At 75.5% G+C, this 23,204-nt stretch carries 13 protein-coding genes; 2 read left to right on the forward strand and 11 right to left on the reverse strand.

What is annotated here, in order from left to right; translation table 11 throughout:
* Positions 1-117: 117 nt before the first annotated feature.
* The 10 genes from ACZ6BG_RS32350 to ACZ6BG_RS32395 form a co-directional block, all read right to left on the reverse strand.
* Positions 118-2,298, reverse strand: a complete 2,181-nt coding sequence (locus ACZ6BG_RS32350) for a hypothetical protein (protein ID WP_469007894.1) — start codon at positions 2,296-2,298, stop codon at positions 118-120.
* A gap of 3 nt (positions 2,299-2,301) precedes the next feature.
* Positions 2,302-2,799, reverse strand: a complete 498-nt coding sequence (locus ACZ6BG_RS32355; protein ID WP_469007897.1) for a hypothetical protein — start codon at positions 2,797-2,799, stop codon at positions 2,302-2,304.
* Complete coding sequence (locus tag ACZ6BG_RS32360) at positions 2,796-4,388, reverse strand: hypothetical protein (protein WP_469007900.1); 1,593 nt, start codon at positions 4,386-4,388, stop codon at positions 2,796-2,798. Before ACZ6BG_RS32360 ends, ACZ6BG_RS32355 begins: the two co-directional genes overlap by 4 nt.
* 87 nt (positions 4,389-4,475) lie before the next feature.
* Entirely contained in the window at positions 4,476-6,500 is a 2,025-nt protein-coding gene (locus ACZ6BG_RS32365) for an Hsp70 family protein (RefSeq protein ID WP_469007904.1), read from the reverse strand.
* Entirely contained in the window at positions 6,497-8,638 is a 2,142-nt protein-coding gene (locus tag ACZ6BG_RS32370; protein WP_469007908.1) for an Hsp70 family protein, read from the reverse strand. The genes ACZ6BG_RS32365 and ACZ6BG_RS32370 overlap by 4 nt, the downstream gene beginning before the upstream one ends.
* A complete protein-coding gene (locus tag ACZ6BG_RS32375; RefSeq protein WP_469007912.1) occupies positions 8,635-9,162 on the reverse strand; it encodes a nucleotide exchange factor GrpE in 528 nt (175 codons plus the stop codon). The genes ACZ6BG_RS32370 and ACZ6BG_RS32375 overlap by 4 nt, the downstream gene beginning before the upstream one ends.
* Before the next feature lie 33 nt (positions 9,163-9,195).
* Entirely contained in the window at positions 9,196-9,543 is a 348-nt protein-coding gene (locus tag ACZ6BG_RS32380) for a hypothetical protein (protein ID WP_469007916.1), read from the reverse strand.
* Entirely contained in the window at positions 9,540-15,536 is a 5,997-nt protein-coding gene (locus ACZ6BG_RS32385) for a CHAT domain-containing protein (RefSeq protein WP_469007919.1), read from the reverse strand. The genes ACZ6BG_RS32380 and ACZ6BG_RS32385 overlap by 4 nt, the downstream gene beginning before the upstream one ends.
* Positions 15,537-15,545: 9 nt before the next feature.
* Positions 15,546-18,410 (reverse strand): hypothetical protein, encoded by a 2,865-nt coding sequence (locus ACZ6BG_RS32390; RefSeq protein ID WP_469007923.1) that lies wholly within the window; start codon positions 18,408-18,410, stop codon positions 15,546-15,548.
* 125 nt (positions 18,411-18,535) lie between these two features.
* Positions 18,536-19,012, reverse strand: a complete 477-nt coding sequence (locus ACZ6BG_RS32395; RefSeq protein ID WP_469007928.1) for a hypothetical protein — start codon at positions 19,010-19,012, stop codon at positions 18,536-18,538.
* Positions 19,013-19,577: 565 nt separating this feature from the next.
* Here ACZ6BG_RS32395 and phsA point away from each other — a divergent pair.
* Entirely contained in the window at positions 19,578-21,383 is a 1,806-nt protein-coding gene (gene phsA / locus ACZ6BG_RS32400) for an O-aminophenol oxidase PhsA (protein WP_469008179.1), read from the forward strand.
* Positions 21,384-21,430: 47 nt separating this feature from the next.
* On the opposite strand, the gene ACZ6BG_RS32405 is transcribed toward phsA, so the two are convergent.
* The gene (locus ACZ6BG_RS32405; protein WP_469007931.1) at positions 21,431-22,204 is read right to left on the reverse strand and encodes a CTP synthase C-terminal region-related (seleno)protein; all 774 of its coding nucleotides are present in this window, start codon (positions 22,202-22,204) and stop codon (positions 21,431-21,433) included.
* 96 nt (positions 22,205-22,300) lie between these two features.
* Between ACZ6BG_RS32405 and ACZ6BG_RS32410 the strand changes: the two genes are divergently transcribed.
* On the forward strand, positions 22,301-23,167 hold the full coding sequence (locus ACZ6BG_RS32410) for a LysR family transcriptional regulator (RefSeq protein ID WP_469007935.1): 867 nt from the start codon (positions 22,301-22,303) through the stop codon (positions 23,165-23,167).
* Positions 23,168-23,204: the final 37 nt, after the last annotated feature.

The raw sequence follows: 23,204 nt of genomic DNA on the forward strand, positions 1-23,204 counted from the left end.
GACTCCCGGGCTCCGAAGACTCCGGGATTCCGGGGCCCTGGGTACTCCGAGGCTCCGGGCGCTCCGACGAGGCAGGGGAGCGGTGGGTCCGGCCGGGTGCCGGTGGCGGGCGGGATTTCAGCCCTGGCGGCCACGGGTGCGCAGCCAGCGGCGCCACCACTTCCGCCACAGCGGGGGCTCCGGCGGGGGCGGCGGCAGGTGCGCCGCGGGCAGGTCGGCGTGCGCGGGCGGCGCCGGAATCACGATGGCGTCCGGGCGGGTCAGCGGGGTGACCGTGACGGTGCAGGCGGTGTCCGGCACGGACAACTCGACCGCGCCGAGCTTCGTCATGTATGTGCTGCGCGGCACACGACGGGAGTCGCCGCGCGTGCCGTCGTGCCAGCCGACCTCGACGAGCACGGCGGGCTCCGGCCAGCTGAACCACGCGTTGGCGCGCCCGGGAGCGAGCCGTACCACCGTCAAGTCCTTGACCGGGGCCGGACTTTCGATGACGACACTGGAACCGGCCACCGCGCGCTCGCCCAGCACGCTCACCGCCGTCATCCGCAGCCGCCCCACCGAGGGCGGGTTCACTTCGAGCAGCAGGTCCCGTGGGTCCTCCCCGCGCAGGCGCAGCTCCGACAGGTCCGGCGTGCCCCCGCCGGGCGTGGCGTCGGCGGTCAGGCGGGCGAACCGCTCCGACACGTCCGTGCCCGGCTCGACCGGACCACCCGGCCACGGCACGAGCGTGCTCCAGCCGCGCCTGGGCGCGCGCCACCCGAGCAGCACGCGGTCCCCGGCGAGCTCGCCGGTCAGCTCCTCCACAGGGGTCGGCCACTCGTCGGCGCGGGCCATGACGTGCACCCCGGGCGACCGGACGACGGTGCCGTCAGGCCCTGGGTAGCCGCAGCTCACCTGGTACGTGTAGATCCCCGGGGGCAGCGCGTCGTCCACCAGGCCCCGGCGTCCGCAGGGCACGACGGTCGGTCCGTGCGCCGCGCCGACGTCCGGCACGTCGTAGCGCAGCACCTCGATGTCGACGGCCGCCGGGGGCGGCTGCCAGTGCACCTGGACGCCGCCCGGCACGGGCTTGGTCAGCAGCAGCTCGATGTCCGGGGTGACGAGGACCGGCGCGGTGACGTGCGGCACGCCGGCGACGCGGTCGCCGCGCAGCGGCAGCACGGCGTAGCGCAGGACGCGGCCCAGCGGCGCGGCCGGGTCGTGGGCCGTCAACAGCCGCCCCTCCGGGCCGGTCACGTCGACCTTCGCGATCTCGGTGGTGGCCTCCGGGGCTCCGTCGTGGAAGCGCAGGACGGTGTACGTCACGGGGGCGGCGGAGCGCGTTCCCGGTAGGTGCGGCGTACGCCAACTCAGGCCGACGCGGCGGTCCTCCGTCCACGCCCGGACCGCGGCCTGCTCGGGGGTGGAGGGCGCGTCGGCCAGCGCGGTGGCCGACCGGAGCAGGCCCGCCCGCAGCTCCGGCGCGTCCGTGGCCTGCCGCAGCGCGGCAAGCCACGTGGTGGCCGCCGCCCGCGGGTCGCCGCCCTCCTGCGTCCTGCGGGCCGCGTACGCGCGGAACCGCACCTTCGCGGAGCGGGCCCGCAGGGTGCCGAGCAGCGCGGCCAGGACGTGGTCGTCCGGCGCGGTCGGAAGGAGGTCCGCGAGGCGCTCGGCCCGGCGAAGGCGGGCGCTCGGCCAGACGTCGTTGAACTCCTCCGCCGCGCGCCGTGCCTCCCCGGCGGCCGGGAACGCGGCGTCCACGGCGGCGGCCAGGAGACGGGCCTCGCTGCGGTGCACGCCGAGCGCGGCGACGTCGTCGGCGGTCGTCGCCGCGTACGTACCGCCGCCGCGCCCGCCGCCCTTGCCGTCGCCGCCGTCCTTCAGCAGACAGCACAGCTCCCACAGGACGACGTGCCGCAGGCCCATCGGGTTGTCGCGCGCCAGGGTCTCCAGGACGTCCGTGACCGCCGCCGCCGTCAGCGCGCGCGGGTCGGCCGACGTCTGCCAGGCCTCCCGTGCCCGCCGCACGAACGGCACGTCCACACGCTGCCACAGGCCGCCGCGGCCGGGGAACCACAGGCCGTCGAGGACACGGAAGCCGTCGTCGGTCTCCGCCGTGGGCAGGGTGCCGAAGACACCGCTCGCCGCCCGCTGCCGGCCCGGCTCCCGCAGCAGCTCGGCGGCGTGCCGGAACCCCAAGTCCGTGATGCTGGCGCGGAGGCGGCGATAGCCCCGCATGCCGGGGAACTGGGGGAGCACGGGCAGCGGCGGGGGCGCGCCGTCGGTGCCCCGGACGCCGGGCCGCCAGGTCGTCGCCACCGGTCAGCCTCCCGGCGCCGTGAAGAAGTACACCCGGACCACGGCGGTCGACGGGCTGCTGCTCAGATCGTGGAAGTCGTCCGTCGCCGTCTTGCGGGTGAACATCTCCGGACGGCCCTTGCTGAGCAGCGAGTTGACGCGGTGGGCGTAAGCCGTGCCGTTCCGGTCGCCACCGAAGGTCAGCACGAGCGCGGCCGTACGGCCCTGCCACTTCTTCGTCGACCGGCCGATCTGCGCCACGATGGCGTCCTTGTCCGTGCCCTTGACCTTGAACTCCTCGGGCCTGCGCTCCACCGAACGCGGCCCCGTGGGCTTCGGTTCCGGCTTCTTCGTCCCGCCCGCGCTGTTCGACGGCTTCGGGCGCGCGGCGAGCGGGTCGGGCCGGTCGGCCATCGACACCAGGGCGAGTACCAGGAGGAGGTCCGCGAAGAGCCAGCCCGCGAGGACGACGCCCGCGACCCGGCTGCCCGTGCCCCGGCCCCGCCGTCGGGACGGGCTCACGCGTCACCTCCGGACGGCGGGGGAGCGGACGGGCGCCGGGTGGGCGGACGCAGGGCGCGGGTGCGGTTCGAGGCGACGTCCGACGCGGTGTCCTGCGGGGTGGAGTCGCGTGGCGCGTCCTGCGGGGTGGTGTCTTCGTGCGGTGCCGTGGCTGGTGCTGGTGCTGGTGCTGGTGCTGGTGCTGCGGCCGCTGTCGGCGTATGGGCGCCCTCGGTCACCCGAGGCCCGGGCACGGGCGCCCCGTTCGTGCTGCCCGGCCGCGGTGTCGGCGTGCCGTACGGGCCCGTCGACGCGTCGTACGAGGGCAGCGGCGTGCCGTACGGCTCCGTGTCGGGCTGCCCGTGGCCGCCCGCGAGCGGTGCCCCGTACGGGTCCGGCGTCGACGCCCCGTACAGATCCGCCGTCGGACGCCCCGCCCCGTTGCGTACGGGCGCCCCCGCCGGGGAAACCGTGGCGGAGCCCGCCGCGGACCGCACGCCCGACTCCACCCGGGCCGCCGCGTCCTGCCAGTGGGCCGCCGCCGCGTCCCAGCGCTCCGTGGCCTCGCGTATGCCGTCCATCGCGTCGCTCGTGCGGCCGGTGCTCGTGACCAGGGCCTGGGAGGCCTGTTCGGTGGCGCGGGCGACCGACTCCGTTTTGGCCACGAGCGCCCGCTGGGCGGTGACCAGGGCCTGGAGGGAGGTCTCGACCGTCGTGCCCGCCGCCTTCACGCGCTCGGCGATGACGTCGGCCGCCGCGGTGTTCGCGGCGCCCGCCTGGACCGTCGCCGCCTGGACGTCGCGCAGCGTGGTCTCCATGCGGTTCGCCGCCGCGCCCAGCTTCGGCACCTCCTTGGTCAGCCTGGTCGCGGCGTCCTGCATGGATGTCGTCGCGGTCGCCACCGCACCGGCCGCGGCGGTCAGCTCCTTGTGGTTCTTCTCGGCCTTGGCGGCGAGGGAGTTCATCTGCCGCGCGGCCTCGGTCAGTTCGGCGGCGAACTGGGTGGGAGAGGCGCTGCGATGCTGGGTGAGCAGCAACTGGATCCGGGTGAGCACGGACGCGAGCCGGGCGAGCAGCCGCTCCCGCTCCGCCTCCTGGTCCACCTCCTCCTTGTCGGCGCGCCAGCGCACGCGCGCGTGCACGACCGAGAGCAGCACGAGCAGGGCGATCAGCACCACGGCCGTCAGCGCCACGTTCTCGAAGCGCCCGAGCGGCGACAGATGCCCGCCGAAGCCGGACTGCCACAACTGAAGGAAGGGCCGAGTCGCCTCCTTGCGGTTCTCCTCGGCGAGTTCCCCGTACGCGCGCACGGCGTCCCGCAGGCCGAACCAGGTGATCAGCAGCGGGATGAAGACGAGGACGCCGAGCGCGGCCTCCAGCACGCCGTCGCGGCGCGCCGACGGCCGGGAGCCGGACGCGGTGACGGTCTCGGGGCGCACATAGGCGTGTACGAGGTCCAGCTCGGCCCACTTGTCGAGCCGGTTGCTGTGCGTCAAGTCATCGGCGAGCGCCTGGAGTTCGGCGGCACGCGGGCTGAGCGCCGGCCTGCCCGCGAGGTCCTGAAGCTGCTTGATGAGATCCTGCTTGTCCAGCAGTTCCGCGGGCGTCAAACGCGTACTCCCTGTCTCGGAGTGGCTTGAAGGGGCCGTCCCGGGCCGGTGGCATGGGCGCCTGGGCGCCGCGCCCGGGAGGCCTCGTCAGTCGAGGACGTCCCCCCGGCCGTGCCGGTTCCTGCCGTCACGGCCGAGCAGGCGCGACAGCGCCTCGGCTCCGGGGTGTTCACGGTCCCACATGAGGCACTTGCCAAGGGCCTCAATCGCCTCATCCCGCGCACCGATCCGGTGCAGTTCCTCCGCGTGCCGGAAGGTGCGCCGCGCGAGCAGCCCCCGCACCCGCTCGTTCGTCGGATCGTGGCCGTACGCGCACCGCAGCCACCGCTCGGCGTCCGCGAAGTGGTCCGGCGACATGTCGGCCATCGCCGCCGCGCAGTGCACGTCGATCATCGCGTCCAGCACGTCGGCGCGGTCCGTGTGCGCGGTGGCCTCCTGCCAGGCCTGGTGGGATGCCTGCACGGCGTGCTCGTACCGGCGATGCTCCAACAGGAGGCGCGCGCGGGCGAGTTGGCGTTCGGTGTCGCGGGTGGGGCGCTGTCGTACGACACGGGCCTCGGTGTCCGGCCGCTCTTGCCGCTCTTCCTGCTCCGTCCCACCGGCGCCCTCCGCCCGGCTGTCCCCGGTACCCGTGCCGGAGCCCGCACCTGTTCCCGTGCCCGCGCCCGCTCCCGTATCCGCTCCCGTGCCCGGAACCGTGACCGCGTCCGCACCCGTGGACGTGACCGCCTCCGCGTCCACCTCCCCGCCGGCCCTCGCCCCCACCCTCGTGCCCAGCCCCGCCTCCAGCCCCGCGAGCAGTTCCCGCGCCTCCGTCACGATGTCCCGGAGCAGCGCCACCGCCTCCTGCCTGCGCCCCTGCCGGGCCAGGTCCCGGGCGCGGGCGACGTCCTGGCGCGGCGCGGCCGGGGTGCCGTCGGCGGGGGAGTCGGACGGGGCGTCGAGGGGGAAGAGGCTCGCGGTGAGGGCGGGGGCGTCGGCGAGGGTGTCGCGGGTCGGGTCGGCGGGCTCGAGGAGGCCCTCCTCCAGGGCCGTCGAGCGGGACGACGGGGCGCTGCCGCCCCCGAGCCGCACCGCGTGCTTGAGCGCGCCGAGGGCGAGCAACTCCGGGGGTCCGTGGGCGGTGCGCCGGCCGAGGCCCGCGACGCCCGCACGCACCTGTTCCATCAGCGTGCCGCCGCCGACCAGGAGCAGGGTGTCCACGTCACCGCGCGGCACCGCGGACTCGTCGAGCAGGGCCTGGGCGCGCCGCACGGTCCGGCGCACGTGCGGCTCCAGGAACGTGTCCAGGTTCGGCCGGGTGATGCCCATGCGCAGGGCGGGCCCGGTGCCCAGGTCGAGGGTGAGCGCCGCGAAGTCCGTGACCGCTGATCCGCCGCCGGCGGCCGGACCGGTCAGCGCCTCCCGGGCCCGCTGCGCCCGCTCGCGCAGGCCGAGCCACACCTCGGCCGGGGCGCCCGTCACCGACGCGGGCCCGCGGTGCGCCCGCAGCAGCCGCACCGCGGACTTCAGGGTGGCCTCGTCGAAGGCGCGGCCCCCGGAGGTGCCCGAGCCGTCGTAGCCGAGGGCGCGGCAGTGCCCGCGCACGCCCCGTACCAGGCCGAGTTCGAACCCCTCGTACCCCATGCCGTACACGAGGAACGTGCCGCTGTCGCGGTCCGTGGTGTGCCCCATGACCGCGGCCATCGAGTCGCTGATCAGCCGCACGGGCGTGAGCCCGGCCTCGCTGGCCGCGTCCCGCAGGGCCTGGCGCTGCGCCGACTGGAAGGACGCGGGCACGCTGACGACGGTCTGCGCGACGCCCGCGTCCGCCTGCTCCTCGACGCGCTCGCGCAGCGCCCGAAAGAGCCGCACCACGACCGCGTCCACGTCGGCGGCCTCCCCCCGCCACGGCACGGAACGCCCGCTGCCCACAAGGGACTTCAGGCTCGGGAACGTCACCGGAAGGACGCCCGCCCCGGCCGGGGCGCACCCCAGCCACGGGGGTCCGGCCGCGGGCAGGTCGAGGCGGCGCACCTGCTGTCCGGACCCGGCGAACAGCGCCCGCACCCCGGTGGCGCCGAAGTCCACGCCGAGGCTGACGCGGTCCGCCCCGGCCCTGGCTGCCGTCATCCGCCGGCCGTGTCGTCGGGGACCTGGAGGATGCCTCCGTAGTCCTTCTTGCTGGGCAGGGTCGGCACCGCGCGCTCCGAATAGGCGACGGCGATCATGCTGCGCAGGTTCTTGGCCTGCTCGGCGGTCTGGATGCGGTTGCCCTGCCGATGGGCCGCCTTGACCTGCTCGACGGCGTCACTGATCGCGTTGACCGTCTCCAACGGGGCGCCGTCCGAGGCCAGTTCGGCCTGCCGGAACTGACTGGCGAGCCCGCACTGGTGGTACATGTCGTCGAGCAGCAGCTCGGTGAGGCGCTTGTACTCGCGGCTGTCGCCCATCTCCACGGCCCGCTGCGCCTGCGCGACGTCACGGCGCGCCTTCATCTCCTGCGTCTGCTCGATGTACGTGCCGTACTGCTTGAGGAAGCGCTGGGCCTCCCGCACGGCGAGCCCCAGCTCCTCGCGCAGCACCGCGCTGTCCACCTCCTGCTCGGTCTCGGGCGGCGGGGTGCGGGGCTTCTCGCGCCTGGGTGTCGCCTCCAGGACCATGTCCGTGCCGCGCACGGAGATCCGTACGGTGATGATGCGGTCCGCCGAGTAGTTGAACGACACGTCCACATGGCAGTTGATCTCGATCTCCTGCGGCAGCTCGAACTCCACCACGCCCTGTTCGTGGTTCTCGCTCGCCACATGGCTGTCGCCCTCGTACACCGGCACCCGGATCAGCCTGCTGTCCGTCGCGTGGAACGTGCGCTGGCGCGGCTCGGGCAGCGGATAGGGGGAGCCCGCCGGGATGATCTCGACGAACACGTCCCGCTGCGCGCCCTTCACGGCGGCGATCCCCATGGCCATGGGCGTCGACTCGAACAGGCCCGTGGAGCCCACCGGCCGCCCGTTGACCAGGCTCTGCCCGCAGTCCACGCAGGTCTCGGCGGTGTACTCGTTCGTCCGGGCGCACTTCGGGGCGGGGCACTCCACGCCGTCGAGGGTCTGCGCGAGCACACCCGCGCCGTAGGCCACGCACTCCATCGGGTTGATGTTGCGGCGCACCTTGTCGGCGCCGAAGAACGCCTCCACCGCCTCGTACACCGGGCGGGTCAGCGTGCCGCCGCCGACGAGCAGCACGTCGGAGATGTCGCCGGGCGTCAGCTCGAAGCCCGACAGGGTCTCCTTGACCAGGTCCATGGTGCGGGCCACCAGGGGTGCGATCATCGCCTGGAACTCGTCGCGGGTGAGCGCCATCTCGACGTCGACGATCCCCTCGGGGCCGCGGTACGCGGCCGGGATCACGATGTACGTCTCCGGCAGCTCGTTCAGCTCCCGCTTGGCCGCCTCCGCCGCCTTCTTCGCCTGGAACAGGAACTCCTTGTCGGCCACCGGGTCGACGCCCCGCTCCGCGCGCATCCAGGCGATGATGCGCTCCACGATCACCAGGTCGAAGTCGTCGCCGCCCAGCCAGATGTCCCCCGCGGAGCGAAGCACCTGGAACTGGCTGTGCCCGTCGCGGTCCTTGACCGTGTTCAGGACGGAGATGTCGAAGGTGCCGCCGCCCAGGTCGTAGACCAGGACGCGGCTGCGGGCGCCGTCCGGCTTGTGCAGGCCGAAGGCGACCGCGGCGGCCGTCGGCTCGTCGACGATCTTCTTCACCACCAGGCCCGCGCGCTCCGCGGCCTCCCGCGTCGCCGCCCGCTGCGCGTCCCGGAAGTACGCGGGCACCGTGATCACCGCGTGCGTGACCTGCTCGCCGAGGGTGCGCGCCGCGTCCCGCACCAGCTTGTCGAGGATGACGCTGGAGATCTCGGCGGGCGTCCGGGTGCGGCCGCCGAGCATCACATGGGCGCGCGGGTCGTCGTCGGGCCCGGCCACGATCCCGTAGCTGAGCCGGTCGCGGGCCTCGGCCACCGAGGTGTCCGCGAAGTCCCGGCCCATCAGGCGCTTCACCGACACGATGGTGTCCGTGGGCTGGCGCACCGCCCAGTTCAGGGCGTCCTCGCCGACGATCGTCTGCTCCTTGCCGTCGCGCCGCACCAGGCCGACGACGGACGGGGTCAGGCGGTCGCCCTTGCTGTTGGTGAGCACCGCGATGTCGCCGCGGTGCGGATCGTGGGCGGCGACGGCGCTGTTCGTCGTGCCGAGGTCGATCCCGATGGCCTTCATCCGTGCGTGGTCCCTTCCCGTGGTGCCCTGCCTGCCCCGCCGTCGGTGCCGCTGTCCGCCGCCGCGACCACGACCCGGGCGGCGCGCAGCACCTGACCCCGGTATCGATACCCGCGTCGCACGACCTCAAGGACCTCGTCGTCCACCGTCCCGTCCGGAGCGGCGCGCACCTCGACGACGTGGTGCGTCGCCGGGTCCGCGCGCTCCCCGGCGCGCCCGAACACCTCAAGGCCCTCGTCGGCTACGGCCGACTCCAGTTGCCGCACGACGAGTTCGAGGCTGCGGTGGTACGCCGCCGGGTCCGCGGCGCCCGGCCCTTCGGCGAGCAGCCGTCCGCAGGCGTCCAGCGTGTCGGCGCACACCAGGAGCAGCCGCTCGGTGTGCGCCCGGTGCGCGGCGTCCCGGGCGGCCAGCGCCCTGGACCCCTCGTACGCGGCCAGGGCGGCGGCCCCGTACGGGTCGTCGTGACCGAGCGGGTCGTCGGGGTCCGGGCGCGGGGGGCCCGGCGGGTCCATCGGGTTCATGCGCGCCTCCTTTCGGGCGGTCGGATCGGGCGGTCACACGTCGAAGCGGACGAGGTCGGTGAGGAGGCAGGCGGCGGCCTCATCGGACAGGGGATCGCCGGTGCCGGGACCGCCCGGCTCCGCGAGCAGCCGGTCGATCTCGGCGACGGCGCACGGGAGCTCGGCGGCCAGGTCCACGTCGTACCGGAACAGATCGACGAGCAGCCGCCCCGGTACGGTGCGCAGCTCGTCCCAGGCCGCCTGCGTGAACGGTGTCATCAGGCGCCGGGCGAGCAGCTCGAACGGCACGTCCCGCAGGTCCGCGTGCGAGGTCCACGGAGTCACACCGGCCTCGGCGAGGACGTCGTAGGGGCTCGGTGCGCTGTCGGGATCCTTGATCACGAGGGGTCGCCTCCTTCGGTGGTCAGGGCGGTCAGCCAGCGGCTCACCGCGTCGAGCAGCGCCCGCCGGACCCTGGCGTCCATGACGTCGGCGCGGGTGGCGCGGATCAGGTGGTGCAGGGCCCTGCGGACGTCGCCGCGGGCGAGTTCGGCCTCCGCCCGGTCGGTCAGGGCGGCCGCCCAGGACGCCAGGTCGTTCTCGTCGGGGGGCGGCTCCGCGCCGTCGCTGCGCATCAGCTCGCCCACGCCCACGACGCCCAGGTCCGTGGCCAGCAGCCGGTCGAGCTCCTCCAGGCTCTCGCCCAGGGTCTCGCGGTAGTTGTGGGTGAGGGCCTGGCCGAGGCCCACGTCGAGCAGGCCGAGCGCCTCGTGCAACAGGCGGAGTCTGGCCGGGAGTTCGTCGGTACGGGCGTCCAGGGTGAAGACGAGGGCGCGGGCCAGGTTGTCGCGCGCGTGGTTGGACGCCGGGTTCAGGGCGAGGGCGCGGCGCAGGTCGGCCTCCGCGCCGTACACGTCGGAGCGCATGCCGTGCTTGGTGCGGGTGTAGCCGCGCCACACGCCCCGCATCGAGTACAGCGACGAGAGCCGCCCGTCGAGCTGGTCGCGCACCTCGCGCTCCAGCGGGTGCAGCACCGGTGGCACCGACTCGACGAGCGTGATGGCCTCGTCCAGGACGTCGCCACGGCGCGCCCGGTCCTCGTCGAGCAGTGCCTCCACCCGCCCGAGCACGGTCCGCACCAGCGCCTTCTTCGCCCGCGCCGTCATCCCCGCGCGGCGCGCCACCCGCACCAGGCGCTCCCACTGCTCCAGGGCCCGGCCGAGCCCGCACTCACCGTCGGCGAGCGCCGTGCGCGACAGCTCCAGGCGCACCCGGACGGCCAGTTCCACCCCGTCCTGCAGCAACCGGGCGTGCCGGTGCGGCAGATGGACGTACGCCGGGTCCCTGCGCAGGAACTCCTGGCAGTACGCGCACCCCTCGATGTGGCGGCGTGGGTCGGGCGCGGCGGCGGGGCCCGCGCAGTCGTCGGGGAGCGTCGTCAGGGTCGGGAACGCGGGCAGGGCGCGCAGGGCGGGCTCGAACTTGTGCACCGCGCACAGTGTGAGGGCCCGCGCCAGGTCCGAGAACGCCCAGCGCAGCTCGCGCACCGCGTACTCGCCCGGGTCCTTGCCGTCCTTCGCGGCGGCGTCCAGGTCCGCGGCGAGCTCGGCGAGCGGCAGTTGCAGTTCCAGGAGACGCAGATAGCGCGGGCCGCAGGCGAGGGCGGCGCGCGCCCCCGGCACGCCGGGCAGGCCGCCGACGTCCTTGAGGACCCGCGCGCCCGCCAGCTCCGCCTCCAGGAACTCCGCCAACTCCTCGTACCAGGCGGCCTGTTGCGGCCGGTCCTGCTCGGTGTGCCGCTGCTCGTACGCCGAAAGCAGGCCGAACAGATGGCGGCTCAGCTCCCAGCGCAGCCGTGTCATCTCCTCATGGGTCAGCTCCCGCTCGTAGCAGGCGGCCCGCTCGGCCCGCCAGCCGTCCCAGTACACGTCGTCGCTCAACAGCGTGGCCCAGTAGGCGAGCGCCAACTCCCAGGTCCGCACGGCGTGTTCCCACGCCCCGCTCTGCTCCAGATCCTGCGCCTGCCACAGCCGGGCCGCGGCTAGCCCGTGCACGGCCGCCATGTCGCCCGGCGCGGCCGCGAGCCGCCGCTCCCACTCGGCGGTGGCCGCGTCGCGCCCCCGCGCGAGCAGCAGAAGCAGCGGGGCGTCGCCCGGGAACCGCTCGCACAGCACGTCCACGAAGCCAGGACCCGCGTGCTCGTCGTCCGGTGACAGCGTGGCGAGCGCGGCCCGCAGCCCGTCCGGCTCCTGCCACCGGTACAGCAGCGCGTCCACCTGCAGCCGTCTGCCCGGCAGCCGCAGCCTGTCCCACGCGACCCGCTCCGACCACGTCATCCCGCCGCGCTCCAGGAGCGTGTACGAGGCGTCGCTCACCGCGGCCATGGACACACCCGGGTGCACGCCCGCCGCGCGCAGCGCCCGGTAGGGGTACGTCTCGTCGCGCAGCGCGAACGGGTCCGCGGCCAGCGGGCTCCGGGTGGGGCCGTCGGCCCACGGCAGCAACTCGATGAGCCGCCGCAGCCTGCGGCGGCGCACATCGGCCCGGTCGAGCCGGTCCGCCGCCCGCCCGTACGCCTCGACGGCCTCGCTCCACCGGCCCTCCGCCTCAAGCGACCTTCCCCGGGCGTACGCCAGATGGGCGTCCGCGTCCCCGTGCCCCGGGCACTCCTCGAAGGCCTCGGCGGCCCGCCGCCACTCCTGGTGCGCGTCCGCGATGCGGCCCCGGGCGTACGCGGCGACGGCGGGCGCGTCCCGATACGCGCCCAGCGCCCGGGCGGCCGTCACGACGGCGGCCCACTCGCCGTCGGCCTCGGCGGCGCGGACGCGGGCGTACTCCGCGCGTGCGGCGTGATCACGCCCCGCACCGGCACCGCCCACACCGCCCGCGCCACACGTACCGCCCGCTCCGCTCTCCTCGCCGAGCAGGTCGTACGCGGCGGCGACCGCCCGCCACGCGGCGGCCGTCCCCGGCTCCTCACCCGCCGCCTCGACCGCTTCCTCTGCCACCCGGGCCCGCGCGTACCGCCGCCGCAGCGCGACGTCGGCCCACGCGTCGGGCAGCACGAGCAGCGCGTGCAGGGCGTCGGCCCAGCGGGAGGACAGCTCGTGGGTGCGGGCGAGCGCGTAGAGGTGGAGGTGGAGGGATTCTCGGGTGGTGGGGGTGAGGGGGGTGGGGGTGGCGATGGTGGTGTGGGAGTTCGGGTTGGCGTTGGCGGTGTGGGAGTTCGGGTTGGTGGTGGGGGTGAAGGCGTTCGGGGTGGCGTTGACGGTGTGGGAGTTCGGGGTGGCGTTGACGGTGTGGGAGTTCGGGATGGCGGTGGGGGCCAGGGAGTTCAGCTCGGCGTTGGCGGGGGGAGTGGCCGGCGTGGAGGTGGAGGCGGCGGTGGCGGGGGTGTCCGGAGTGGCGGTGCCTGCGGGCTCGGGAGTGTGCGGTGCCAAGGGGGTGCGGGGTGGCGGCGGGGTGCCGCCGGGGGCGCCGCCGGTGAACGCGCGGGCGTAGATGGCGCAGGCCGCCGCCCAGTCGCCCCTGGCCTCCGCGCGGCGGCCCTCCGCCTTGCGGCGCAGCGGGGCGACGGTGCCGTCGCGGGCGGAGTCGGGGAGGTCGGCCAGGAGCCCGGAGGCGGCGGCCCAGTCCCCGCGCCGGTCGGCGGCGGCGCGGGCTCGGGCGTAGAGGCGGCGCACCTTCACCTCGCCGTCGGCGTACTCGTCCGGCAGTCCGCCGAACCCGTCGATGACGCCCTCCCACTCGCCGTGTGCGTCGGCGAACATGCCTCGGGAGTAGTGGAGTTGGTCCTGTACGTCGACGAACTCGGCGGGGAGGGCGGCGAGGTGGGCCACGGCACCGCCCCAGTCCCGCAGCTCCTGGCAGCGACGGCCTTGGGCGTAGGCCCAGCGGAGGGTGACGTCGCTGTGCCCCGTCACCCCGCCCCCGGCTGCCGCCTCCCTGCACGTGCCGAAGGCGTCGGCCGCCGTCGCCCAGTCGCCCGCGTCGGCCGCCGCCCGCCCGCGCGCGTAGGCGTGCCGAACGGGGGCGTCGGAGAGGTCCGGGGCCCCCGGCGTGCCGGAGGGGTTGGTGCGGGCCGGGCCCGGGAGGGCGGGGCTGTCGGCACGGTCGCCGTGGGGCGCGGGCGGGGCTGTCGGCGGACCGGGGGGAGTGGCGGTCGCGCGTTCTGCGGGGGGCGTGCGGTCGGCCGTGGTCGCCCCGTTCTGGGTGGCAGCACTCGCCGTGGCGGTCGCCGTGCCGTTCCCGGTGGGTGCGTTGGCCTCGGTGGCTGCGCTGTATCCGGGGGTCGTGTTCTCCCCGGCGCCCACTGCCCTGCTGCCCGGGGCCGCGCCGCCCTCAGTCCGCAAGCCGCACCCGGCACCCACCCCCTCCCCGGCAGCCGCCCCTTCCCCAACGGCCACGCCGCCCCCGGCCACCACTTCGTCCCCAGCATCCCCACCGTTCAGGGCGCCCCCGCCCAAGGCGCCCCCGCCGGCCCCCGTACAGATCCCGAATTCCTCCACCGCTCCCCGCCAGTCCCCGGCACCCTCCGCGATCCGGCCCCGCACGTATGCCGCGCGTGCGGTGAGTGTCGGGTCGCCGGGGGCGAGGGCCAGGGCCTCGGCGTAGGCGTGGGCGGCCTGGGGCCAGTCCGTGTCATGGTGGGCGCGGGTGGCCGTCGTGAGGGCCGTGGCCAGGCGGAGGCGGGTGCGGGCCGCGGTGAGGCGGGTGCGGGGAGTGGTGGCGTCGGGGGTGGTGGCGAGGATCTGTTCGTAGAGGGCGATCGCGGTGGGCCAGTCGGCGGCGGCCTCCGCGGCCCGGGCCCGGTCGGCCAGGTCGGCGGCGTGGCGCAGCCGGTCCGCGCGGTCGACGAGCGCGGTGGGCAGCGGGCACGGCAGGGCGTCGCGGACCGCGGCGAGCCGCCGCGCCGCGTCCGCCCCGTCCCGCCCGGCGGCGAGCACCCCGCAGAGCGCTTCCAGCTCGGGCCAGGCCAGCTCGAACGCCGCCTCGTCCCGCAACTGCCGCTGCTCGTCCTCGTACTGCCGCGTGGGTGTCCGCAGGATCCGCAGCACCTGCGCCCACTCGCCCCGGTCGCGCTCGAACCGCGCCGCGTCGATCAGTGTCGCCGCGCCGACGTGCCCGACGGGCCGCTGGAACGCGCGCAGGGCGTCCGCGCCCTCGCGCAGCGGGTCGGGCGCCGCGCTGTCGTCGTCGCGTACCTCCCGCGCCTTGAACAGCCACCCGTGCCGGTACCCCGCGTGCAGGAACAGCGCGGGCGTCGCCCACTCGACGGCGGTGTGCCGCGGCAGATGGGAGATGCGACGGCGCGCGGCGGCCATCGACTCGTCGACGGTCCGGTTCGCCGCGAGCCCCTTCAGGAGCTCCGGGCTGAAGCGCCCCGCCGACGCGTCGCTGACGCGGCCGCGCATGGCGACGACGGCGGGCACGCCCCCGCCGATCAGCGCCTGCGCGAGCCCCGAGAACGGCTCGGTGTGCACGCCGTCGGGGCCCGAACTGTCCGCCCCGGAGCAGAGGTTGAGGACGGCGAGGCGCAGCCGTGGCGCCTTGAGGAGGATGCCGCTCAGGAGGTCGGCGGGGACCGGGTCCGCGCCGCCGCGCTCCGTCTCCAACTGGACGACGCCCTTGCCGAGGTCCTCGTCGTACGTCCCGTGGGCGATGAGGAGCACGGCCGTCGGCAGGTCGCCGTGCGCGCCGAGCGCCGATTCCAGGCGCTCGCGGGTCGCCCGCTCGACGACCGTGGTACGGACGGACACCTCGGGCAACTCATGGCGCAGCGCGGCCACTTCGGTGTCCACGCGCAGCGCGGGGCCCGCCCCGGGTGGGGAGGCGCAGGCGACGACGAGGCGGATCAGGCTGGGCTCGTCCGCCGGGTCGGGCAGGCGGCGGCCGAGGGGCCCGCCGGGCAGCGAGCGGGCCAGGGAGTAGCCGGGGCCGAGGGCGAGGGACTGCTGCGGCAGTCCGGCGGGCGCGCACAGCGCTTCGAGCGGCAGTTCCCGCAGGTGCGGGGGCAGGTCGAAGCGGAGCCGCAGGCCGCGCGGCGGGCGCAGGCGCTGGGCGAGTTCGAGGGCGGCGGCCAGGCGGGTCCCGACCTCGGCGACCCCGACCTCGCCCTCGCCGGGTCGGCCCTCACCTCCCCTGTCGCCGCCGCCGAACAGCAACTCGTACACATCCCGGCCGAGTTCCCGCAGCTGCTCGGCCGTGTGCCGCTCGCCCATGGGGGCGAGGCCGAGGTCGGCGGCGACGAGCCGGTCCCAGCGGGCCCGGAACCCCGCCGGTGCGCCGTCCACGGCGATCACGCCGAGGGCGCAGGCGGGACCGCTGACGGCCACGAGGCAGTGGGACGGGCCGAACGGGCGGACCCGGATGCGCAATTCCTCGTACTGGAGCACTGCCGTCGCTCACCTCCAGCTCTCGTCGAACTGTTCGCGTACGAAGTCGAGTTCGCCCTGAGCCAGGTTCCGCTCCTCGGTGATCTCCGGGTCGTCGGGGAAGTGGGCGAGCGCGGAGGTCAGTTGCCCGACGGCCTCCTCCAGGGCGGTGCGCGCGCCGGACAGGCTGCCCGAGCCCCACCGGTGCAGGGCCAGGCCGCGCAGGACGATACCGAGGCTGAGCTGCGTCCGCCGCAGTCGCGGGCCGATCGCCACGGAGCGCCGCAGGTCCGTCGCGGACGCCTCCAGGTCGGCGTCCTCACGCTTGGCCTCGCGGATGCCGCGGTCGGCGAGTACGCGGGCCAACTGGCCGTCCAAGCGCGGGCGTTCGTTGGCGCCGATGACGGAGCGTGCCGTCTCCAGGGTGCTCGCGGCGCGGGTCAGGTGCCCGGCGCGGTGGGCGTCCTTGGCGGCGGCGAGGGCGAGGCCGACGACGGCCGCCTGTGTGTGCCGGTAGCGCTCCAGCTGTCTGCTGTGGACGAGAGCGCGGCGCCAGCACGCGGCGGCGGCGCCGAAGTCGGGGCGGTCGGCGGTGAGGTGGTCCCTGCCGAGGGTGACGCGGGCGTGCAGGGCCAGCTCCCGGGCGTCCCGGGCGAGCCGCCGGTGGCGGTCGGGGAGGCCCGCGTACCCGGGGTTGAGCCCGTCGAAGCGGGCACAGTCCGGTTCGCAGACAGGCGCCGCGGCCGAGCCCGCCGCACGGCCCCGCGCACGGCAGTCGCGACAGCGCAGCTCGGCGAGGGCGACGAGGGCGTCGCCGGGGAGCCCGGCGGTCAACTGAAGTTGGGCGAAGCCGAGTTCGGAGAAGGGGTGGATGAGGGTGGGGTGGGCGGGGCTGAGGTCGGTGTCGGTTCCCGTGCCCGGGTCGGCGGCGGTGCCGGTTCTCGTGCCCGGGTCGCTGCCCGCCTCGGCCCCGGCGGCGGTGGCGGCGGCGGTGCCTGTGTCGGCTCCCGTGCCTGGGTCTGGGCCCGTGGCGGCGTCGGCTCCCGCCTCGGCCCCGGCGGCGGTGGCCGTGCCTGCGGCGAGGGCGTGGCGGCTCCCGGCAGCGGTGAAGGCGCCGAACTCCCGTACCTGGCCGAGTGCGGCGATCGCCAGCGGGCCGCAGCGCAGCGGGGTGCGCCAGGGCCCGGGGAACCCTCCGGCCTCGTCGAGGAGCCGCGCGGCGTCGGCCTCGCGCTGGAGGAGTGCGTCCGGGGGTACGCGGCTGCCGCTGTCGCCCTCGTCGGGCAGGTACCGCGCCACGCGGTCACGCAGCCCGGTACGGAGGTCGGGCACGAGGTCGGCGCCCACGTCCACGCCGTACCGCCGCCCGGCCGCGAGCCGCACGCGGTCCCAGAAGGAGGCGTCGTAGAGCAGGGTGCCCCAGGCTGCGATGGCGCGCTCGCAGGGTGGGGCTGTCGGGGTTGCCGAGGTCGTCGCGGGCGCTGGGGGCATCGGTGGAGCTGCGGGGGCCGGGGCTGCGGAGGGCCTGGGGGAGTCCGTCGTGCGCGAGCCGCCGGTGAGGGGCTCCTTCGCCGAGGCGTCCGCCGGGGCATTCGCTGGAGCGTTCGCGGGGGCGCTCGCCGGGGAGTTGAGGAGGGCGATCGCGAGGGCGTGGGTGACGCGGTGGTCTGCGGGGTCGCGCCGGACGGCGGTGTCGAGGACGTCGACGGCGTGGCTCCGCAGTCCGCCCACGGCCAGGGCGACGCCGTACAGCGCCGCGAAGCGCCCCGCGTCCGGCTGGATGTCCCACGCCGCGCCGAACAGCGCGGCGGCTCGCGGCCAGTCCGGTTCGGCGCCGTCGAGCGCTGCGAGCCCGGCCTTGCGGAGCAGGGTGGCGATGTGCGGTGCGCCGTATCCGGGTTCGGGGGTGCTAGCCGGGTCGGCGCTCGCCTCGGCGGTGCCGGAGGGGGTGGTTCCCGCCTCCGCCGGGCTGCTCTGCGCCTCCGCCGGGCTGCTCTGCGCCTCCGCCGGGCTGCTCTGCGAGGCCGCCGGGCTGCCCTGCACCGCCGCCCTGCTGCCCCGCACCCCCACCGCGCTGCCCTCCGACGCCCCCGCCGCGCCGCCCCGCACCCCCGACAGAACCGCCGCCACCCACCTCGCCTCGTCGTCAAGGACCCCACCCCGCTCCACCGCGCGAAGGTCGGCGCGCGCTCCTTCCCGGTTCCCCGACGCGACGCGTACGTAGGCGCGCTGGACGAGGGCGCGCGGGTGCGGCGCCGCGCACGCGAGGGAGCGGGTGAAATGGGCCTCGGCGTCGTCGAGTTGGCCCTGGTGGGCCAGGGCGCAGCCGAGCCAGAACAGGGGCGTGGCTTCGTCGGGCGCCGTGTCGTGGGCGAGGTGGAACTGGGCGAGGGCGTCGTCGAGTTCCCCGGCGGCCAGGCGTACGCGCCCGAGGCCCACGTGGGCCCGCGCGGCGAGGCGGGAGTCGGGGGCGAGCGACAGAGCGAGCCGGAAAGACTGCTCGGCCGCACAGGCGTCAGCGCCCGCGCGGCCGCCGGGGCCCACGTGGCTGTCGGTGTCCGTGCGGCCGCGAGGGCCCGCGTGGCTGTCGGTGTCCGCACAGCCGTCAGGTTCCGCCCGGCTTTCAGCGCCCGCCCGGCTGTCCGCGTCCGCGCGGCCGCCAGGGCCTGCATGGCTGTCCGTGCCCGCATGGCTGTCCGTGCCCGCACGGCTGTCCGTGCCCGCACGGCTGTCCGTGCCCGCACGGCTGTCCGTGCCCGCACGGCCGTCAGCGCCCGCACGGCCGTCGGCCCCCGCAGCGACCTCGGCACCCTCAGCCGCCGAACCCCTCTCGCCCCTGGCCTCGGACCCCGCCCCGTCGTAGGGCCGCGCCACCGAGCCGCCCTCGGCGCCCACTCCCTCCCCTCGCCGCCCCAGGCGAGCCTCCCCCTCCACGCAAGCCCTCTCCGCATCGGCGAGTGCCGACTCCGTCCGTGGCTCCACTCCCACAAGCCCCCGTTCAGCAGCCGGTGACGGGCTCTTCAGCCCGCGGCCTCGTCCAACTCGGAGCGCCAACGGCCGAGTTGGCGATCGTAGTGCAGTGGCCCCACCCGGAACTTCGTCAGGTCGAGGCCCAGCAACTGCTCATACGCCTCAGGGGGCAGGTCCGGTTCCAGGACGACGCTCAGACCGCTCCGGTCGTCCTGGAGCACCAGGGGGCGCGGCGCCCCGCCGTCACCCACCGCCTCTCGGTCCGCCCCGCGCCGCACCACGCCCTTGAACGACGCGTACGCGTCCCGCACCGCCTCCGCGCCCAGGCCGCTGAGGAAGGCCTGGAGGGGCAGGGAGGCGAGGAGGAGCCACGGGAGGTCGCCCGCGCCGCGGTGGTCGACGGCCCGGCGGACGCGGGCCGTGCGGACGCCGAGTCCGTCGAGCGCCGCGACCAGGTCCTGGCCGAGGGCTTCCGGGGCCTCCTGGTCGAGCAGCAGCTCCGCGCGCAGCGGCAGGGCGTCGGGCATGGGGCGCGTTCTCCTTCCGGCGGCGGCGGACGGGGCCGGGGCCGGCGGTGGATACGGGCCCGGGTCCCGGGACCGCAGCCTAGAGGGGCCGGTCGCCCCCGCACCGGGAAACCGCGATCTCTCTCCCGCACCAGAGGTACGGGAACCCCCACCCGCACCACCTCTCGGCGCGCCACCACGCAGCCGTCAGGCCCCCTCTGTGCATCCGCCATGCACCCGTCATGCGCCGTTATTCCGGAATGCGGGATTCATGGAACTTTCACCGCATGCCGTGAGTCTTCTGAGGTGAAGGCTGAAGAACGGCCGAGTCAGCCGCATCACTGGAGACAGCTGAGCACGGGGGTGTTCGACCTTGACCGACGTGACTGACACTCAGACCGCAACTCGAACCGAGAACCAGCCCGCAACTCGGACCGGAACGCAGACCGGAACGCAGACCGAAACTCGGGCCGCAACACAGACCGAATCGCGGACCCGCACCGGAGCCGACCGGGACGCGGACGTGCGAGCGGCCGACCGCGACGCCGCCACGCGCGCCCTCGAAGCCCGCGAACTCACGCCGTTCATGGCGCCGTTGACCGTCCCGCCCGTCCTGCGCCCGGCGGGAGGCGACGTCCTGGAGGAGACGGAGATCGCCGTCCGCCCCACCTGGGTGCGCCTGCACCCCCAGCTGCCGCCCACGCTCATGTGGGGGTACGAAGGGTGCGTGCCGGGACCCACCATCGAGGTGCGCCGCGGCGAGCGCGTGCGGATCGCCTGGACGAACCGCGTGCCCAAGGGCAGCGAGTTCCCCGTCACGGCCGTCGAGGCCCCGCGCACGTCGCCGCCGCCGAGCACCCGCCCGGGCCGCGACGGCGTCGAGCCGGACAAGAACGTGGCGGCGCTGCCCGCCTGGACCGTCACGCACGTGCACGGCGCGCAGACGGGCGGTGGGAACGACGGCTGGGCGGACAACGCCGTGGGGTACGGAGACGCCCAGCTGTCGGAGTATCCGAACGACCACCAGGCGGTCCAGTGGTGGTATCACGACCACGCCATGAACATCACCCGGTGGAACGTGTACGCGGGTCTCTACGGCACGTATCTGGTCCGGGACGACGAGGAGGACGCGCTCCAACTCCCGTCCGGCAAGCGGGAGATCCCCCTGCTCCTCGCCGACCGGAACGTGGACACCGACGAGGACGGCCGCCTCACCGGCCGTCTGCTGCACAAGACCACCATCGTCGACCCGAAGAACGCGGAGACGGGAAAGCCGGTATCCCTGCCCTTCACCGGCCCGTACACCACGGTCAACGGCCGCATCTGGCCGTACGCGGACGTGGCCCCGGGCTGGTACCGCCTCCGCCTGGTCAACGCCTCGAACGCCCGGACGTACGACCTGGTCCTCGTCGACGAGGACAACGAACCGGTGCCCGGCGTGCTGCACCAGATCGGCAGCGACGGCGGCCTGCTGCCCCGGCCCGTGCCCGTCGACTTCGACGCGGCGCTGCCCGCGCTGACCGTCGCGCCCGCCGAGCGCTTCGACCTGCTCGTCGACTTCAGGACGCTCGCGGGCAAGCGGCTGCGTCTGGTCAACAAGGGGCCGAACGCGGCGCCCGGCGTGCCCGACCCGGCGGGTGACGTGGCGTATCCGCACGTCATGGAGTTCCGCGTCGGCAGGGGTGGCGGCACCCCGGAGACCTTCCGGCTGCCCGAGGTCCTGTCCGGCTCCTTCAGGGCCATCGGCCACGGCGTGCCGCACGGCCACCGGCTCGTCGTGCTCACCCCGCCCGCCACGAAGGGCGGCGGCGGCCACCCGGAGATGTGGGAGATGGTGGAGGTGAAGGACCCGGGGTCCATCCAGATCCCCACCGAAGGCATCATCCAACTGCGCGGACCGGACGGCGTGTTGAAGACGTACCGGCGCATCGCACGCACGTTCAACGACGGCCTCGGCTTCACCATCGGCGAGGGCGCGTACGAGCAGTGGAGCTTCCTCAACCTCGCGGTGAACCCGAACGTGACCCACCCGATGCACATCCACCTGGCCGACTTCCAGCTCCTCGGCCGTGACGCGTACGACGCCTCGGGCTTCGACGTCAGGATCGGCGGCACCCGCGCCCCGATCGCCCACGACCCGGACGCGCGGATCCCCCTGGCCCCGAACGAGCGCGGCTGGAAGGACGTCTTCCGGGTGCCCGGCGGTCAACTCCTGCGCGTCATCGGCAAGTTCGACGGGGCGTACGGCCGGTTCATGTACCACTGCCACCTCCTCGAACACGAGGACATGGGGATGATGCGGCCCTTCGTCGTGATGCCGAAGGAGGCGCTGAAGTTCGACCACGGCGGCGGTCACGGTGGCCACGACGGCGGCCACGGGAGCGGCCACTGAGAGCGACGCCACTACCCCGGGCGGCCGGGGCGGCCGGGGACGTGGGCTCAGGCGGTCCGCGCCCCCTGCCCCTCCGGCACCCGCGCCTCCCGCCCCCGCGTCCCCGCAGCGTGCGCCACCGCCGCCCGGGCGAGCCCCCGCACGAACGGATGCGCGCGCGAGCCGTCGCCGTACTGCTCCGGCTGGAAGAGCGAGGCCAGGAAGAAGGGGTGGCCGGGAAGTTCGACGACCCGGACCTGGCCCTGCTCGTCCCTGCCGCTGAAGCGCAGGCCGTGGGCCTCCAGGGTGGGCAGGTGGGCGCTGCCGTCGGGGCCGTACAGGCAGTGGAAGCGCTCCAGGGAGCGGTCGGCGCCGAGCAGCGACTCGGCCAGGGAGCCTGGCGTGAGCCGCACCATGCCCTCGTGGCCGACGAGCGAGCAGGCCAGCGGCGTGAACATCAGGTCCTCGGCGTCCGGGTCGTTCTCGGCGTGTGCGACCTCGGTCAGGCCGCAGGCGTTCCTCGCGAACTCCAGGAGCGCGTGCTGGAAGCCGCCGCACGTGCCGAGGAACGGCACGCCGTCCTCGCGGGCGGCGCGGATCGCGGCCAGCGCGCCCGCCTCGCTGCGGTACGGACTGCCCGGAAGGACCCACACCGCGTCGAAGCCGCGCACCGCGTCCGGCTCCTCGGCGTCCCGCGTCGGGATCCAGTAGGCGTCGAGGAGGAGCCCGTCGCGGGCGGCGAGCGCGGACAGCAGGAGCGGGACGCGGGTGTGGGCGAGGACGGACGGCGAGCGGTCGGCGATCAGGGCGATTCGGGCCACGGGGGCCGGTGTTCCGGTCATGACCCTCATCCTGGGCGGCCCCGCCCGTTCACGTCCAACGATGAAAGCTGCACCCTCCATAAGCAACGCTGATGCAGGTGGGTGATCCTGAACGGCATGGACCCGCACCTCCTGCGTACGTACGTCGTCGTCGCCCGCCTGGCCTCGTTCTCCGCCGCAGCCCGCGAACTCGGCTACACCCAGTCCGCCGTCTCCCAGCACATCGCAGCCCTGGAACAGGACCTCGGCACCCCGCTCCTGAGCCGCCGCCCCGTCGCGCCCACCCGCGCGGGCGAGCGGCTCCTGGAGCACGCGGGCCCGCTGCTGCTGCGCCTCGACGCGGCCCGCGCGGAGGTCACGGCCCTCGCGGGCGCGGTCGACGAGGGCCTCAGGCTCGTCGCCGCGCCGACGGCCCTGACGCCCCATGTGCTCCGGGCGCTCCCGCCGACCGGCATCACCCTGCGCGTCCTGCCGCGCGCGGACATCCCCGAGGCCGTCGCCACGGGCGCCGCCCCCCTCGGGCTCGTCGACGGCCTGGCCGCGCCCAGCGACCCGCTGCGCCTCGCCGACGTGGCCCCGCTCGGCGTCCGCGGCGTCGGCGAGGAACCCGTCCGCGTCCTGCTGCCCGCCGACCACCCGCTGGCCCGCCGCACCGGACTGCGCCTGGGCGACCTCGCCGACGCCCGCTGGCTGGACGCGCCCGGCGCGGGCCTGCCCCTGGACCAGCTGCGGGCGGCCCACGGCACCGGCGGCTTCCGCCCGGCCCTGCGCTACGAAGGCACCGACGTCCGCACCCTCACCGCCCTCGTCGCCGCCGGCCACGGCCTCGTACTGCTCCCGGAGTCGGCCGCCACCGCACCCGGCACCGTCGCCGTGCCGCTCACCGAGCCGCGCGTCGTCCACCGCACCGAACTGCTGCACGCCGGGGCCCCGCACGGCCCCGCCGAGGCGTTCGCCGCACGCCTGGACGTCACCCGTTCGTGAATCGTCGCGCGGGGTCACGCCGGGTAGGGCTGTGGCC

The organism is Streptomyces sp. NPDC041205 (genome assembly GCF_055591765.1).

Bases quoted from the DNA above. Each gene is read 5' to 3' on its own strand.
- ACZ6BG_RS32365 (WP_469007904.1), bottom strand. From the start codon at position 6,500: ATGACGGCAGCCAGGGCCGGGGCGGACCGCGTCAGCCTCGGCGTGGAC.
- ACZ6BG_RS32370 (WP_469007908.1), bottom strand. From the start codon at position 8,638: ATGAAGGCCATCGGGATCGACCTCGGCACGACGAACAGCGCCGTCGCC.
- ACZ6BG_RS32375 (WP_469007912.1), bottom strand. From the start codon at position 9,162: ATGAACCCGATGGACCCGCCGGGCCCCCCGCGCCCGGACCCCGACGAC.
- ACZ6BG_RS32395 (WP_469007928.1), bottom strand. From the start codon at position 19,012: ATGCCCGACGCCCTGCCGCTGCGCGCGGAGCTGCTGCTCGACCAGGAG.
- phsA (WP_469008179.1), top strand. From the start codon at position 19,578: ATGGCGCCGTTGACCGTCCCGCCCGTCCTGCGCCCGGCGGGAGGCGAC.
- ACZ6BG_RS32405 (WP_469007931.1), bottom strand. From the start codon at position 22,204: ATGACCGGAACACCGGCCCCCGTGGCCCGAATCGCCCTGATCGCCGAC.
- ACZ6BG_RS32410 (WP_469007935.1), top strand. From the start codon at position 22,301: ATGGACCCGCACCTCCTGCGTACGTACGTCGTCGTCGCCCGCCTGGCC.